This is a genomic window from Paenibacillus sp. EKM211P, assembly GCF_011066175.1.
Taxonomy (GTDB): Bacteria; Bacillota; Bacilli; order Paenibacillales; family Paenibacillaceae; genus Paenibacillus; species Paenibacillus polymyxa.
Genome location: NZ_JAAMNS010000023.1, coordinates 36,578 through 51,276 on the forward strand (window position 1 = coordinate 36,578; position 14,699 = coordinate 51,276).

A 14,699-nucleotide genomic window follows, 5' to 3' on the forward strand; every position below is an offset into this window, starting at 1 on the left:
GATGAAAGAGGTGGGTATTTTGCAGCTTATGGAAAGAATCACAAAAGGAACTGTAAAGGTGGCAGTGATCGGCCTCGGTTATGTAGGGCTGCCCATGGCAGTGGAAATGGCAAAGGCCGGTTATGATGTATATGGCGTGGATTCCGATCCCGTCAAAGTAGCCAAGCTACTTCAAGGAAAGTCGTACATCATAGACATTGGCGATGATGCATTGAAAGGTCTGATCGGGCAGCAATTGCATCCAGTTACGGATATCAAGGTGCTGGAGCATGCGGATATCGTCGTGATTTGTGTGCCTACGCCGCTAACGGACGAACATCAACCAGATACGTCCTATATTGAGACAGCCATTGATCAGGCCATACCTCATTTGCGTAGACAAACGCTGTTGATTCTGGAAAGTACCACCTATCCGGGAACGACCGAAGAACTGATTCGGCCCGTGATAGAGCAGCGCAGGGGATGGACAGTGGGTAAGGATTTTTATGTGTGCTTTTCACCGGAACGTGTCGATCCGGGCAGCGTCCATTTTAACATTCGCAACACCCCTAAGGTGATCGGCGGTTGCACACCAGATTGTCTGGCAGCAGGAGCAGGTTTTTACGGATCCTTTTTGGATCAGATTGTTCCGGTTAGCTCGACAACTGTGGCTGAAGCCGCCAAGCTGTTTGAGAATACGTTTCGCAGTGTCAACATTGGAATGGTCAATGAGCTGACAGCGGCGTGTGAGAAAATTGGCATCAATATATGGGAGGTACTGGATGCAGCGGCAACCAAGCCGTTCGGCTACATGCCTTTCTATCCAGGACCAGGCATTGGGGGACACTGTATCCCGGTTGATCCGCTATATCTGTCGTGGAAATCGGAACAGCACGGTTTTCCGCTGGAATTCGTAGATCTGGCAGACCGCATGAATCGGCGTATGCCGCTGTATATCGCGGAGCGAATCGAATCCATGCTCGCTCAGGAAGGGAAAGCCATAAACAAGGCCAATATTATTCTGGCAGGCGTGGCCTACAAAAAGGACATTGATGATGTTCGCGAATCCCCAGCGCTTGTCTTGTTCGAGCATCTAACTAAAATGGGCGCTTCGGTTAGCTTCACCGACCCGTATGTATCGGGTTTTAAGCTGAACGGTGAAGAAATTCCATCGCGGACGGCAAATGCCCAGCTGTGGGAAAGTGCAGATATCGTAGTCATCACGACAGACCATTCTATGGTGAACTATCAACAGTTGGTTGACCATGCTCCGCTGGTCTTCGACACACGTAATGCGACTGCACACTGCACTGGTGGACATGTCGTGATCTTGGGGCAACCCGGTGACGGAGGGGGCGCCGCTATTGGCTAACCGTGATCAGGTAAACGAACGTTATTACGGGCAGATCAATTCAGAGGAATCCCATGAAGCCACCCGCAATCGAATTCATTGGATTTGCCGCCATGTACAGGGACGTACCGTGCTGGATGTCGGGTGCAGTCAGGGGATAACGTCCATTTTGCTCGCGCGGGAAGGCTTTGAGGTAACGGCTATTGATTTGGAAGAGGGCAGCATTTCGTATGCAAAAAAAGAGCTTCGACAGGAATCTGCACCCGTCAGGGGACGAGTCCACTTTCAGTTAAAGGACATTTCACAATTTGAACGTCCTCCCGGCGGATTTGACACTATTATTTTAGGAGAGATTTTGGAACATTTTGCGCATCCCGACACTCTGCTGGCTCATGCTTACCGCCTGTTGAATAAAAAGGGGATGCTCGTCCTGTCTGTACCTTATGGATATCATCCGTTTCACGATCACAAACGGACTTACTATGCCGGAAGCCTCTCTCGTGTGCTGTACCCTTACTTTATAGAACAAACGCTGGAGGTGCATCATAAATATTTGTGCTTTGCAGGTCGCAAGAAGCCGAAAGAGCTGCGTGAGGCCAAGCCAGGGGCAGAGCAACTGAATGAGTGGGTGAAAATGGATGAGGAGCAGTTTCAACGGGTAGAGCAGCAGCATGTTCGCAAAATGAATCAGCGAAAGGCTGCACTCGACAAGGCGGTACAGCGAATCCGACAACTGGAGGAACAACTTTTGCCGTTGGAAAGGGTTACGCATGTCGAACAGATAGACAAGACGCAGGCTGAGAGGAGAGGTGCATATACTGATGGCAAGTCTACCGGAAAAACAACGGAAGAGTCAGCCAACGGTAAAGGGGATGACGTGAAGTCATGAATGAGCATCCAATGACCCTCAGCTTGTGCATGATCGTAAAAAATGAGGCGTTAACACTGTCCCGGTGTCTGGATTCGGTCGCAGACCTGATGAATGAAATCATCATTGTGGACACAGGATCAACGGATGAGACGAAGACGATAGCAGCCCGCTATACGGATCGGATATATACGTTTGAATGGAAGGACGATTTTGCCGCCGCTCGTAATGAATCGTTTGACAAGGCAACGTGTTCCTATATCATGTGGCTGGATGCGGATGATGTGCTGCTGGAACCCGATCGTGAACGTCTTCGTTCCTTAAAACAGCGTTTGTCCGAAAATATCGACGCGGTGGTGATGCCACTTCACTTGGCAGAGGGTGAGCGGGGTGAACCGTTGTTCAGCTCACGCCGTATTCGCCTTGTGAAGCGGGAGCGACAATACCGCTGGGAAGGGCGTCTGCATGAGGATCTGGTGATACCTCAGGGGCAAATCGTGCATGCGGATGTGGCAGTGACACATCGCCGAATGCAAGACCATACGCTCCGTAACCAGCGTATTCTCGCCCGGTGGATTAGCGAAAGCGGCAAGCTGGAAGGGCGTCTGCTGTATTTTCACGCCAATGAATGCTTTGACCGTAAGGAATATGCCGAGGCCGCAGAGGACTTCGACCATCTGCTGGAGGAGCCGAGCGGCTACCAGGAGGATCGCATTACTGCTTGTGCGCGAGCGGCTGAATGCTATCTCCACCTCGGAAAGCCAGAGCAACAGCTGGATCGTCTGTTACGCTCTTTTCGATACGGGGTGCCGCAAGCAGACTTGTGCTGCATGATCGGGGACTGGTTTTTCACAAGAAATGAATGGAGTACTGCCGCATACTGGTATGAAAGAGCATTGGAGCAACAGCATCACCTTCCTGGTATGAGACCTGTCCCACTGCCATGCTACTCTTGGTTACCTCATGTACGACTCAGTCATTGCTACGCCCATGTAGGTAAGCTGGAAGCTTCATATGAGCACAACCAAGTCGCTTTACGTTATTTGCCAGATGACCCGCATTTGCTGGATAACGAACGCAAGCTCAGAGAGGCTATGCCCAAACTTTCACTCACAGCCCGGCCGTCAAAATAGCTCAAGCTGTTCCGGCCCTTGATCCACTTCAGGTGGCTTGCGAGGTGGAAAAGGTCTAGGCTCCATGCCCAGCATGGTCATGAGTTGCTTGGCGTTGGCAGCGGCGTCTCCACCTGAGTTGTTGTTGAATATAACGCATACCTCACGGCTTTGCTGCTCCAGTTCCAGCAATCTGTCTTTCCATTCGGTCAATTCTTGTTCATTGTACCGATACAGATAACGAACCTCCCGCCAATTAGGTGCCGAGCTTTGATTCCAGCCTGATATGTTCCGTCCGTGGAGACGTACGATGGTCAGGTTGCTGTCTGTAGCCAGCGGTACAATGGGAACTGACCCGGGGCCTGCCTGCGGCTCGTCGCATACGCTATGTATCCAGCCTTCTTCACGCATAAATGCCAGCGTTTGCTTCCGAAATTCTGGTGTGAACCAGCTTTGATGTCTGAATTCAAGTACGGATGGGACCTCTCCCATCCTATTTTTCGTGTCTCGCAATATGGCGACATTCTCACGTGTACAGTCGAACCAGGGTGGGTACTGAAACAGCACAGCTTTGAGCTTGCCCGCTTCGCGAAGAGGCAGTATGGATGCATGCAACGCTTCATACATCGCATCAATGGTTTTGAAGTAAGGCTGTTTGCCGCGGGTATGGCCGGTCATGCCTTGATAGGCCTTGACGAGAAATGAAAAGGAGTCCGGAGTTTCCGCCGCCCAGCGTGCCATACGATCCGTAGGTTGTACCGCATAAAAAGAACTATCCATCTCTACTACGGGAAAATGGCTTCCATAGACACTTAGTTTTTGGTTAGCTTTAGTGCCCGTTGGATACAAGTCATCGTGATCGCCCCAACCCGTCAGTCCAATTTGAATCATACTTTGCCGCTCCTTTCCTGCATGAAACCTCTCTAAAGGCATTCCCATGATTCATTTTAATGATAAAATGGAATAAATCACATGAAGTGGGTATGAAGTTCCTATGATTATTTAAGCTCAAATACGGTTATTGTAACATGCTCTCATGTCAGGAAGCTTGGTGCTTTTGCAAAATGCTTATTCGTAATGTTTTTGAGTTTCCAGTTTGAAAAAGCTAATATAATATGTAATAGAGCGAAATGAGTTCATGGAGGAGAAACGATATGGCAGAATGGTACGAGCAAAGCTTTGGGGAAGATTATTTATTGGTATACAAGCATCGCGACTTTCAGGGAGCCTATCAGGAAGTGCAAAAAATGATCTCCTGGCTCAAATTACCGCAAGGTTCCAGCGTATTGGATTTATGCTGCGGGATGGGACGTCATTCGCTTGCGCTCGCCGATGCAGGGTATAAGGTGACGGGTGTGGACCTGTCCAATGTACTGCTGAGAGAGGCGCATGCGGCGGATTCCGAAGGGCGGGTAAGCTGGCATCAAGGGGATATGAGAGCGGTGCCGCTGGATGAAAGCTTTGATGCGGTGGTCAATTTGTTTACCTCCTTTGGTTATTTTGAGAAGGATGAGGAGCAGCTTAAGGTATTAAAGGAAATTTATCGGCTGTTGAAACCGGGAGGTCGTTTTATTATAGATTATTTGAACCCTTCCTACGTAGCTGCACATTTGGTACCGCATTCGTCCCGGGAGGATGAGGGAAATTGGATTGAGGAGCATCGGGTCATTGAAGATGGATTTGTGAAAAAGCAAATTGCCATCCGGTCAGCCGCATCTGTGACGACCACAGAAGCAGCCTCTGAGCTGGATGCCACTCGTGCTGACGCACAACCTGCGCGTGTGTACTATGAGCGAGTAAAGCTATATCCGTATGAAAAGTTCCGTGGATTGCTAGAACAAGCCGGGCTATCCGTAGAGCAGGTGCACGGAAGTTATGATGAAGATCAATATATAGAAGATGCTTCGCCCCGAATGATTTTTGTCGGTGTGCGGGCTTGAAACAGAAGGCCGGAGGGGAAGCCATGAAATTGCCAGAGCTTACGCCGTGTGAGCGAATAGATGGAGGCATTCAGGTCAAAATATCCATGTCCTTTCCGTTGCGCTGGGTGAATAGCTATGTGCTCAAGGGACAGCACGGTTTTACAATTGTAGACCCAGGTCCGCGCAATCTGGATACAGAGGCGGAATGGGCATATGTGTTCCAACAGCTGGGAATGTCCTTTGAGGATATTTCAGACATTGTGGTGACTCATCATCACCCCGATCATTATGGACTGGCGGGGTGGATGCAGCAGCAAGGTCAGGCTCGCGTACATATGTCAGCTCGCAGCCATCAGGAAGCGATGATGATGTGGGACGCTCCAGAATTGACGACCGCTATGGAGAAGATGCTGCCCAGCTTTTTTGTCCAGCATGGCTTTCCTTTGGAACAGGTATCAGCCTTGGAATTACATATGCGGCAGGCTTATTTGCAAGTGAATCCGCAGCCTGAGATTACCTTCATTCCTACCGGAATAGACGCTCGTCTGGAATTAGACGGACGCAGCTGGATGCCCGTAGAGACTGGAGGGCATGCGCCTGGACACGTGTCCTTATATGAGCCGAATAGCGGCGTTATTCTGTGCGGTGACGCAGTGCTGCCGCAGATTTCCCCTAATATCAGCCTGCTGCCGGGCAGTGACGCCCAGCCGCTGAAGTCTTATATAGATGGCTTGCAGTGCCTAGGTGAGCTAGAGGTGGCATGGGCATATCCCGGGCATCGCAATCCGTTTGGATATTTTCGCGAACGGACGCAAGCATTGCTGGCGCATCATGAAGAACGGCTGGACAAATTCTTGCAGCTCGTCCAACCGGAAGGCAGCACAGCTTATGAGCTGTGCATTGCCGTGTTTGGCGACAAGCTGGGGATTCACCAGCTAAGGTTTGCCATGTCTGAGACGCTGGCCCACCTGGTGGAGCTGGTGCGCCGTGAACGAGCCTCTATGAGTGAGGAGAGTCCTATCACTCGCTTTTATCCTCTTTGCTATCAATAATGGCGTGGAGTTAACGAGCGAGTACAGTGATATGACAATGCAACATGACAGAACAACATGAACGGCATGCATGCCGGGGAAGAGGCTTTTATGAATTTGGTGCTGCTGGGAGCTACCGGACGTGTGGGCCGTTTTATATTAGAATATGCGTTAGCGGATGGTCATACCGTAACCGTCCTAGTTCGTTCACCGGACAAGTTGGAGAATTTCGCATCCCAATACGGGACACAGCTGCAAATTGTACAAGGTAATGCCACCAACGCGGAGGACGTAGCACAAGCGCTGAAAGGCGGGCCAACAGTTGTGATCAGTGCGCTGAATACAGATGGAACCACCACCTTATCCGTTAGTGCAGGTCTGCTGATCCGGCTGATGCAGGAGCAGTCCATTCACCGGCTCATAACGGTAGGAACGGCAGGGATTTTGCAAAGCCGGACCGAACCGAGCCTGTATCGGTACGAGTCCTCCGATACCCGGCGACGCAGCACCCGCGCGGCCGAGGAGCATCGGCGAGTGTACGAATTGCTGCGTGAATCGGCACTAGATTGGACAGTCGTATGTCCAACCTATTTGCCAGATGGCGGACGTACAGGTGTATATCGCGTGGAAAAAGATTTTCTGCCTGAAGACGGCTCACAAATTTCCACTGCGGATACAGCTGATTTTACCTATCGTCAATGGACAAGTTGCGATTTTATCCGCACAAGGGTGGGCATTGCCTATTGATCGTGGAACGCAAAACATAGCTTCATTTTTAACATCCAACCAGAGCGCAGTAAGTGTATCTACTTATGTTGCGCTCTTTTTTATTTGACAAACATTTAGGGATGGAATACTATGATTCTATAAGGAAACAGTGTTTCTGAGATGAGCAAAGGAAGTGCATTGAACGATGTCTGAGTCATCGCAACCTTATAAAACCTATTCTGAGGTGAAGCTACAGCAGCAGCAATTGCTCCGTAAAAATGTGATTGATGCCGCATGCATCCTTCTTGTAGAAGAAGGGCCTGAGGCTGTGACTGTACGGCGAGTTGCACAGAAATTAAGCTGTTCCACCAAGATCATTTACAGTATTTTTGGCAGTAAGGACGGTCTTGCCAATGAAATGTATCTGGATGGATGCCGGCTATTGGCTGAAACCTTTGAACAAGTACCTGTTACGAAAAACGTACTCGCTGATCTGGAAGCTTTATGCTGGGCATATTGGGAATTTGCGCGGCTTCATTCAGCCTATTACAAAATGATGTTTGGCGGGGCATTATCTGATTTTAAGCCGGATGAACAGAGCTTGGAGGGTACCACAACGGCATTATCGCGAATCTTACAAACCGTCATACATGCTATGGAGCAGGGAGCACTGAAAGAACAGGACCCACTGCTGGTTGTCCGAATGCTGTGGTCAGCTTTACACGGGGTGATACATCTACAATTTGCAGGTCATTTTTTGACTGTGGACATGGCCCAAGAGGTGTATGCATTTACACTGAAGAATACGCTCGATGGATGTAAACCCTCTTCATCTCCAGCGTAAATATGAAGTGTACTGAGGTCGTCATCGTGATGGCTTCAGTTCATTATAGAGTAGTGGTAACAGTGTTTCTTAAATAAAACGACGATACTATGGAGGTCATCATCATGTTTAGGTATGCAAACAAAACAGCACTCATCACAGGGGCTTCATCCGGGATTGGTGAGGCATTTGCCTATTCGCTCGCGGCTAAGCAATGTAATCTCATTTTGGTAGCGCGCAATGAAAAAAAACTAAAAGCACTGGCGAAAGAACTCTCCGCTAAATATAACGTAAAAGCTACGGTGATTGCGCTCGATCTATCCTCATCGGGAGCTCCCCAAACATTGCATCAGGAGGTTCAAAATCAACAACTCAAGGTAGATCTTCTGATTAACAACGCCGGTTTTGCCACCTACGGGTACTTTGAGCAGGTTTCAGGAGAAAGACAGCATGAGGAAGTGATGCTCAATGTGGCTGCTTTAGTCGATATCACACATGCATTTATGCCTGATTTGTTGCGTAACCGGGATGGGGGACTCATCAATGTTTCATCCACCGCTGCATTTCAGCCTGATCCCTATATGGCCGTATATGGAGCAACCAAAGCATTCGTACTTTCGTTTAGCGAGGCGCTGTGGGCCGAAAATCGAAAACGAGGACTCAAAGTGCTCGCCCTCTGTCCAGGTGCAACCGAAACCTCATTTTTTGATGTGGTAGGCTCCAGTGAAGCCTCTGTAGGTTCCAGAGAAACACCCCAGACTGTCGTCAATAATGCCTTGAAAGCATTTGAAAAAGGGCGCAGTCATATGATATCGGGTCGACAAAACTATTGGGTAGCCCAAGTATCCCGATTTTTCTCTCGTCAATCCACACTTAACATTGTGGAACGTACACTACGACCTCAAAATTGATTGCAATTTAAGAATCAAGATAGCCTATACTTTAATCAGGATTACCGCTCAATAAGCTGAGATTTCTTATATGCCGGGTCTGATTGCTTCTAATTCAATAGAATCAGCAGCCCCGGCGTTCCTAATTTACATAGATCAAGCGTTCAGATGCTATCCCAGATCTCGCGAATATAATAAAATCCCATCTCGCTTCTCCCAGCCGTTAGCTGACCAGAAGCGTTGACCTCCTATGTTATGCTCCATCACAAACAGATGGCATTTATCAATACCTTCTTTAAGCAAAGCAGATAACGCTTTATCCACCAGTCTGGGCGCAATCCCATGACCACGATGTTCTGTGGCTACACCCAGATGATACAGAAACCCTCTGCGACTATCATGGCCTGCTAAAATCGTGCCTATGATGTTTCCAGCGTACTCACAGACAAAGCTAAGTCCTTCATTCCGCTGCAAAAAGCGTGCAATCCGCTCCGGTGAATCGGCCTCACTTAATCCCAATCCGTCTAAGCCATTCCACAGCTCAATGGCCTGATCGTAATCATCAGCCTGCATCGTACGGAATGTATATCCTGCAATTACGTCTGCCATGTCTAGTTCTCCCTTACCCTGTATATATCTATTGTAATCCAACGCATTGTTTGCAACTGGCATGTCATTGTTACCGTGTTGTATTCGGTGCGCTTTCTTCTCCAAGCTCCTGCTCGCGCTCTGCCTGCTTGCGATGGGCGATACGACTGCTGGCCGAGGCTGCAATCGCACCCACAATGTCGTCCAGAAACGTATGAATCGGCCCAAGGCTTTTATCGTTCAGGCGTTCCAGCACACCCGGTTTGAGCTTATCGACATAACCGTAATTGGTAAATCCAATACTGCCGTACACATTGACGATGGAAAAGGCTAGAATTTCATCCACTCCGTATAATCCCTCATCATTCTCAATCATATCCTGCAATGGGGGAAGAAGAGCCCCCTGTTCCGCGAGAATATCTAGCTGGATGCCCGTAAGCACGGCATTTTGAACCTCGCGCTTCATTAACACCTTGTCCACATTGTCCATACATTCTTCCATCGTTAGGTTCGGGTAATATTTTTTCTGTAGAAGCATAACCAGTTCTGCGATTTCAGTCATACTTACACCACGCTTGTGCAGCCACTCACGGGTGGCATCGGCTACCTTTTTACTATTCAGGCTGTAAGGTACTTTTTTCTTGTCCATAAAGTTGAAGTTACCCTCCTCGTGTAGATCCTAATTTTCTACTGCAATTATGACCAGTGTGTCCAGTCTGCTAAAAAAGTAGTTATTTTTTACGCGGGGCTCGTATACATATTAGTACAATCTGTACAAAATTGTTAGGGAGGAACTTCATTTATGAACATAAAACACCCATGGCGTATGACCTCTGTAGCCGGGCTGCTATCCCTGCCCCTGTTGTTGTCCGGATGCAGCCTTTTCGGCAACGAAGCCGCGTCCATTGACCCTCCGCCGTCCACGACAGAGCAGTCCATGATTAAGGCTGTAACCGGAAAAGCACCTGCCACTACCGGGCAGTTGAGGGCTGTTTTTTTGCAAGATCATAACGGCTTGCTGGCCCCTGTATCTTTACCGATTGCTTCAGGCGATGTACAGGCAGATGCCAAGTCGGCGCTGGAAACACTGGTTGAGGGCGGGCCTTATGCCGGCTTATTACCAGAAGGATTTAAAGGTGTACTGCCTCAGGGTACAGAAGTGAAAAGTGTGACAGTGGACAAGGATAACAAGCTGGCTGTTGTCGAATTTAACAAATCTTTCGCCAACTATAAGCCACAGGAAGAACGCAAATTAATGGAAAGCTTGACTTGGACCTTGACCGACCGTCCCGATATTAAAAGCGTGCAGATTTGGGTGGATGGTAAAAAGCTGAACGAAATGCCTGTTGGCGGCACACCACTGGACCATCCGCTCACGCGCGCAGTAGGGATTAATTTGGAGGTCGGTCATGGTGTGACCCCTCTGGATTCCAGTCCAGTCACCGTATATTTCTCTTCATCTTCGCCTGCTGGAGTACAATATTATGTACCTGTAACACGACTGGTCAGTCCGGAAAAAGATCGTGTCCAGTCCGCTCTACATCAATTAATTCAAGGTCCACAGACCAAGGATGGATTGCAGGAAGTGATGACAGGGGAGACGGCGCTGAAATCGGTAGAACGCTCCAAAGATAACGTCATTACGGTATCACTCTCGGATGATATGTTTGCCAAAGGGGAGGCCGTACCTGCTGAATTTTTGGAATCGGTCGTACTGACAGCAGCGGACAATTCGGATGATGCGGTCAAAACGAAGATTCGCATTGAACTGAATGGTGAGAAAAGCGTGATTGGACAAAATAATCAAAATTATGGAGAGCCTGTAGCCAAGCCGCAGCACATTAACGAAATTCCTCTTTAAGGACAGGGAATCGTCATTGGGGTGCTTTTGCCTGCACACTTTGGTAAAATAAACATATAAGAACAGGTTGCATACGACGTAGGAGGAAAAAGCATGAGTAGATCTAACGGACGAAACGGTGATGAGCTGCGCCCGATGAAATTGACAGCAGGAGTAAATAAATACGCGGAGGGCTCTGTTTTTATAGAGGTTGGCGAGACGAAAGTCATCTGTACGGCTACAGTGGAAGAGCGCGTTCCTCCCTTTATGAAGGGTCAAGGAAAAGGCTGGGTGACCGCCGAATATTCCATGCTTCCGCGGGCGACACATAGCCGCAATCAGCGTGAAGCTGCGCGCGGCAAGCTGACAGGCCGTACTATGGAAATTCAGCGTCTGATCGGAAGAGCGTTGCGTTCGGTTGTCAATTTGCAGGCGCTTGGTGAACGGACGATTACGTTGGACTGTGACGTCATTCAGGCGGACGGCGGGACGCGTACAACCTCCATTACCGGTTCTTTCGTAGCGTTGGCGATTGCAGTAAATAAAATTGCGATCCAGCACAAGTTGCCTGTTTTCCCTATTACGGATTTTCTGGCTTCCGTCAGCGTAGGGGTTGTTGGTGACAAGGCGCTGCTGGATCTGAATTATGAAGAGGATTCCAAGGCTAAGGTGGACATGAATCTCGTCATGACTGGCAGTGGAAAATACGTCGAGCTGCAAGGTACGGGGGAAGAAAGCCCATTCGACCGTCATGAATTGGATCAGCTGCTTAGCTTGGGTGAACAAGGGATTTTGCAAATGATCGAGCGCCAAAAAGAAGTACTCGGACCGATTGCCGATAAGATCGGTGCTGGACGTACAGGAGCTGGGGCCTAATGCGACTGGATGGTCCGGTTGTCATTGTCGCTACGAAGAATAAAGGGAAAGTGCGGGAATTTGCACATGCTTTTGCGCCGTTTGGCAAGGAAGTCAGAAGTATGTACGATTATCCAGACATTCCTGATGTCGTTGAGGATGGCACAACCTTTGCCGAAAATGCGCTGAAAAAAGCCAAAGCGGTGGGAGATGTGCTCGGATTGCCTGTGCTGGCCGATGATTCCGGCCTGTGCGTGGACTTGCTGGACGGTGCGCCAGGCGTATATTCGGCCCGTTATGCGGGAGAAGGCGCCAGCGATCACGAAAACAATATCAAGCTGCTTGATGTTCTGGAATCAAAGCAGCTTGGTGATGATACCGGACAGCCTTTGCTGAGCCCGGCTCAATTCGTCTGTACCTTGATTCTGTATAATCCACAGACTGGGGAGACGTTGGAATCGACGGGCTCCGTGGAAGGCTGGATTACGACTGAAACCGCGGGCAGCGGTGGGTTTGGGTATGATCCGCTGTTCTATTTGCCAGAGTTTGAAAAGACAATGGCGGAGCTGACGTTGGAACAAAAGCAGGCTATCAGTCACCGAGGCATAGCCCTGCGTAATTTGGCAACAAAGCTGGGAAATCCACAGGCATAGTTTGGCAGCAGGTTGAATATATACCTGTCATATACGAAAAAAAGGCTATCCGTCAGTCATAGGCGCGGATAGCCTTTTTGGTATTTTCTGTTCCACGTATAGCATGCATTGAGAAAAACAGGCGGTTACCATCTCGTAGTTTACGGCTTAAGCAGTTAGCACATTTTATCGAATAGCCACCTTGTAAGTGCGCAGCCAGTTATCCACTTGGGTCAAGTAAGCAAACAACTGAGGACCCGACATTAGCTGGCCGAACCAAGGCAGATTGGTGGATGCCTCCGGTGAGGCGGCAATATCCCGTATCTTTTTCGTATCGATCAGCTTGAGCAGTGGGGAAGAGGAATCATCCAGCAGTTGCAGCGCCTGCTTTTTCACAGCGGCAAGATAGGAGGGATTATGCGTTTTGGGATACGGGCTTTTTTTGCGATATAGCACATCATCCGGCAATACGCCCTCCAGCGCCTTGCGCAAAATACCTTTTTCACGTCCGCCTGTCATCTTAATGCTCCACGGAATGTTCCATACATATTGCACCAACCGATGATCGCAATACGGCACCCGTACTTCGAGTCCGACCCCCATACTCATCCGATCCTTGCGATCCAGCAGGGTAGGCATAAAGCGGGTGATGTTCAAATAGGACATGACGCGCATTTGCGCAGCTTTTCCTGTTTCCCCCGGTAGCTTTGGTACTTCTCCGACTGCTTCTGAGTAACGGTCGTTCAAATACTCCAGCGGCTTGATCCAGTCCCGCACTTCAGGGGATAGCAGACTCGCTCTCATATCGGGAGCAACCGCCCACGGGAATGTGCCTGAGTTCAGCATATCCTCCCGATGGAACCACGGATATCCGCCAAACACTTCATCCGCTGCTTCACCAGAAATGGCAACGGTAGCGCCCTTTTTAATCTCCCGGCAAAAGAGATACAGTGACGAATCCACGTCCGCCATGCCGGGTAAATCCCGCGTTAGCGTGGAGTTGTTCAGAGCGGCTACAACTTCAGGTGTATCGAATTCAATCCAGTGATGATTTGTCCCTAATTCATCGACCATCCGCTGTATCCAGGGAGCATCGGCTCCGGGCTGGAACGCATGGGCTTTAAAATGCTTGTCGTTGTCCACATAATCGACTGAATACGTATGAACTTGTCCCTGCCCGGTACGTTTGTAATAATCAACTGCTAATGCGGACAGAGCACTTGAATCCAGCCCGCCAGACAATAAGGTACATACCGGTACATCCGAAATAAGCTGCCGTTCCACGGTATCCATTAACAGCTGTCGTACCTTGAGTGCCGTTTCTTCGGTGTTATCCTCATGCGCAATGCTTTCCAGTTTCCAATAGGCTTGAATGCGTACGCCGTCGCGGCTGTAGGTGAGGGTATGCCCGGGACGGAGCTCCTTCATCGACGAATAGACGCCGTGTCCGGGGGTGCGTGCAGGCCCAATGATAAAAATTTCTGCCAATCCCTCGGCGTCTACTGCTGCCTCTACCGCTGGATGCTGGAGTAGGGCTTTGGGTTCGGAGCCAAATACAAATACATCTTCAGTTTGGCTATAAAATAGCGGCTTCACTCCCAGTCGATCTCGTGCCAGAAATACCTGCTCCCGCTCACTATCCCAGACCGCAAACGCAAAAATGCCGTTCAACCGATCTACACAATCCGGGCCCCATTCGATATAGGATTCGAGCAGTACCTCTGTGTCGCATTGTGTACGGAAAAAATGCCCGCGTTGTTGCAACTCTTTTTTCAGCTCAGGCGCGTTATATATTTCCCCGTTATATACAATCGTATAAGTGATATCCTCAAGCTGCCGGATCATGGGCTGAGCGCCGTTTTCCGGGTCCATTACGCTTAGTCTTCGGTGTCCGAAGGCACACGGATTGGATATCCAGGTACCCGCAGCATCCGGTCCGCGATCGGAGAGCGTTTGCGTCATATTCAGCAGCAGCTCAGATTGATGCATTAAATCTCCGTTCCACTGTATGAAACCTGTAATTCCGCACATGTCTATTCATCCTCTCTTTGTCGTGTTCATCCAGTGTTGGAATGAATCAAAAACTAAATCCCCAGTTCA

15 protein-coding genes are annotated in these 14,699 nt (G+C 49.3%); 11 read left to right on the forward strand and 4 right to left on the reverse strand.

All coding sequences use genetic code 11. The features are described from left to right. The first annotated feature begins 1 nt into the window (after position 1). From G9G57_RS23705 to G9G57_RS23715, 3 genes are read left to right on the forward strand one after another with little or no spacing between them, the layout of a single operon-like run. Positions 2 to 1,351, forward strand: a complete 1,350-nt coding sequence (locus G9G57_RS23705; protein ID WP_164965637.1) for a nucleotide sugar dehydrogenase — start codon at positions 2 to 4, stop codon at positions 1,349 to 1,351. Beyond that, entirely contained in the window at positions 1,344 to 2,219 is an 876-nt protein-coding gene (locus G9G57_RS23710) for a class I SAM-dependent methyltransferase (RefSeq protein WP_164965638.1), read from the forward strand. The genes G9G57_RS23705 and G9G57_RS23710 overlap by 8 nt, the downstream gene beginning before the upstream one ends. After that, positions 2,216 to 3,331: a glycosyltransferase family 2 protein gene (locus tag G9G57_RS23715; protein WP_164965639.1), complete on the forward strand. Its 1,116-nt coding sequence runs from the start codon at positions 2,216 to 2,218 to the stop codon at positions 3,329 to 3,331. Before G9G57_RS23710 ends, G9G57_RS23715 begins: the two co-directional genes overlap by 4 nt. Here the strand turns inward: G9G57_RS23715 and G9G57_RS23720 are convergent. After that, positions 3,323 to 4,201 (reverse strand): DUF72 domain-containing protein, encoded by an 879-nt coding sequence (locus tag G9G57_RS23720; protein ID WP_102998243.1) that lies wholly within the window; start codon positions 4,199 to 4,201, stop codon positions 3,323 to 3,325. The two genes, G9G57_RS23715 and G9G57_RS23720, sit on opposite strands and share 9 nt — an antisense overlap. A gap of 263 nt (positions 4,202 to 4,464) precedes the next feature. Between G9G57_RS23720 and G9G57_RS23725 the strand changes: the two genes are divergently transcribed. From G9G57_RS23725 to G9G57_RS23745, 5 genes are all read left to right on the forward strand, one after another. Further along, positions 4,465 to 5,250 (forward strand): class I SAM-dependent methyltransferase, encoded by a 786-nt coding sequence (locus G9G57_RS23725; RefSeq protein WP_019688453.1) that lies wholly within the window; start codon positions 4,465 to 4,467, stop codon positions 5,248 to 5,250. Between the two features lie 23 nt (positions 5,251 to 5,273). After that, a complete protein-coding gene (locus G9G57_RS23730) occupies positions 5,274 to 6,284 on the forward strand; it encodes an MBL fold metallo-hydrolase (RefSeq protein ID WP_102998244.1) in 1,011 nt (336 codons plus the stop codon). A 90-nt stretch (positions 6,285 to 6,374) separates the two neighbouring features. Next, positions 6,375 to 7,010, forward strand: coding sequence for an NAD(P)-dependent oxidoreductase (locus G9G57_RS23735; protein ID WP_090890324.1), 636 nt, complete (start codon positions 6,375 to 6,377; stop codon positions 7,008 to 7,010). A gap of 166 nt (positions 7,011 to 7,176) precedes the next feature. Next, positions 7,177 to 7,815, forward strand: coding sequence for a TetR/AcrR family transcriptional regulator (locus tag G9G57_RS23740; protein ID WP_102998246.1), 639 nt, complete (start codon positions 7,177 to 7,179; stop codon positions 7,813 to 7,815). Between the two features lie 104 nt (positions 7,816 to 7,919). Continuing rightward, positions 7,920 to 8,705 (forward strand): SDR family NAD(P)-dependent oxidoreductase, encoded by a 786-nt coding sequence (locus G9G57_RS23745; protein ID WP_025365685.1) that lies wholly within the window; start codon positions 7,920 to 7,922, stop codon positions 8,703 to 8,705. A 150-nt stretch (positions 8,706 to 8,855) separates the two neighbouring features. Here the strand turns inward: G9G57_RS23745 and G9G57_RS23750 are convergent, their stop codons facing one another. Together G9G57_RS23750 and G9G57_RS23755 are read right to left on the reverse strand one after the other, a co-directional pair. Continuing rightward, positions 8,856 to 9,293, reverse strand: coding sequence for a GNAT family N-acetyltransferase (locus tag G9G57_RS23750; RefSeq protein WP_031462109.1), 438 nt, complete (start codon positions 9,291 to 9,293; stop codon positions 8,856 to 8,858). A gap of 70 nt (positions 9,294 to 9,363) precedes the next feature. Further along, positions 9,364 to 9,921 carry a phosphatidylglycerophosphatase A family protein gene (locus G9G57_RS23755; protein ID WP_016818531.1) on the reverse strand — a complete coding sequence of 186 codons (558 nt, stop codon included), beginning with the start codon at positions 9,919 to 9,921 and terminating at the stop codon, positions 9,364 to 9,366. Between the two features lie 153 nt (positions 9,922 to 10,074). Between G9G57_RS23755 and G9G57_RS23760 the strand changes: the two genes are divergently transcribed. From G9G57_RS23760 to G9G57_RS23770, 3 genes are all read left to right on the forward strand, one after another. Continuing rightward, positions 10,075 to 11,133 (forward strand): GerMN domain-containing protein, encoded by a 1,059-nt coding sequence (locus G9G57_RS23760; protein WP_016818532.1) that lies wholly within the window; start codon positions 10,075 to 10,077, stop codon positions 11,131 to 11,133. A gap of 93 nt (positions 11,134 to 11,226) precedes the next feature. Beyond that, entirely contained in the window at positions 11,227 to 11,988 is a 762-nt protein-coding gene (gene rph, locus G9G57_RS23765; protein ID WP_016818533.1) for a ribonuclease PH, read from the forward strand. After that, positions 11,988 to 12,620 (forward strand): XTP/dITP diphosphatase, encoded by a 633-nt coding sequence (locus G9G57_RS23770; protein WP_013372746.1) that lies wholly within the window; start codon positions 11,988 to 11,990, stop codon positions 12,618 to 12,620. The genes rph and G9G57_RS23770 overlap by 1 nt, the downstream gene beginning before the upstream one ends. Positions 12,621 to 12,785: 165 nt before the next feature. Here the strand turns inward: G9G57_RS23770 and asnB are convergent, their stop codons facing one another. Further along, complete coding sequence (gene asnB, locus G9G57_RS23775) at positions 12,786 to 14,630, reverse strand: asparagine synthase (glutamine-hydrolyzing) (RefSeq protein WP_113050794.1); 1,845 nt, start codon at positions 14,628 to 14,630, stop codon at positions 12,786 to 12,788. Between the last annotated feature and the right edge of the window lie 69 nt (positions 14,631 to 14,699).

Coding starts and splice junctions, on each gene's coding strand:
- G9G57_RS23705 (WP_164965637.1), top strand. CDS start 2: ATGAAAGAGGTGGGTATTTTGCAGCTTATGGAAAGAATCACAAAAGGA.
- G9G57_RS23715 (WP_164965639.1), top strand. CDS start 2,216: ATGAATGAGCATCCAATGACCCTCAGCTTGTGCATGATCGTAAAAAAT.
- G9G57_RS23720 (WP_102998243.1), bottom strand. CDS start 4,201: ATGATTCAAATTGGACTGACGGGTTGGGGCGATCACGATGACTTGTAT.
- G9G57_RS23725 (WP_019688453.1), top strand. CDS start 4,465: ATGGCAGAATGGTACGAGCAAAGCTTTGGGGAAGATTATTTATTGGTA.
- G9G57_RS23730 (WP_102998244.1), top strand. CDS start 5,274: ATGAAATTGCCAGAGCTTACGCCGTGTGAGCGAATAGATGGAGGCATT.
- G9G57_RS23735 (WP_090890324.1), top strand. CDS start 6,375: ATGAATTTGGTGCTGCTGGGAGCTACCGGACGTGTGGGCCGTTTTATA.
- G9G57_RS23740 (WP_102998246.1), top strand. CDS start 7,177: ATGTCTGAGTCATCGCAACCTTATAAAACCTATTCTGAGGTGAAGCTA.
- G9G57_RS23745 (WP_025365685.1), top strand. CDS start 7,920: ATGTTTAGGTATGCAAACAAAACAGCACTCATCACAGGGGCTTCATCC.
- G9G57_RS23750 (WP_031462109.1), bottom strand. CDS start 9,293: ATGGCAGACGTAATTGCAGGATATACATTCCGTACGATGCAGGCTGAT.
- G9G57_RS23755 (WP_016818531.1), bottom strand. CDS start 9,921: ATGGACAAGAAAAAAGTACCTTACAGCCTGAATAGTAAAAAGGTAGCC.
- G9G57_RS23760 (WP_016818532.1), top strand. CDS start 10,075: ATGAACATAAAACACCCATGGCGTATGACCTCTGTAGCCGGGCTGCTA.
- rph (WP_016818533.1), top strand. CDS start 11,227: ATGAGTAGATCTAACGGACGAAACGGTGATGAGCTGCGCCCGATGAAA.
- G9G57_RS23770 (WP_013372746.1), top strand. CDS start 11,988: ATGCGACTGGATGGTCCGGTTGTCATTGTCGCTACGAAGAATAAAGGG.
- asnB (WP_113050794.1), bottom strand. CDS start 14,630: ATGTGCGGAATTACAGGTTTCATACAGTGGAACGGAGATTTAATGCAT.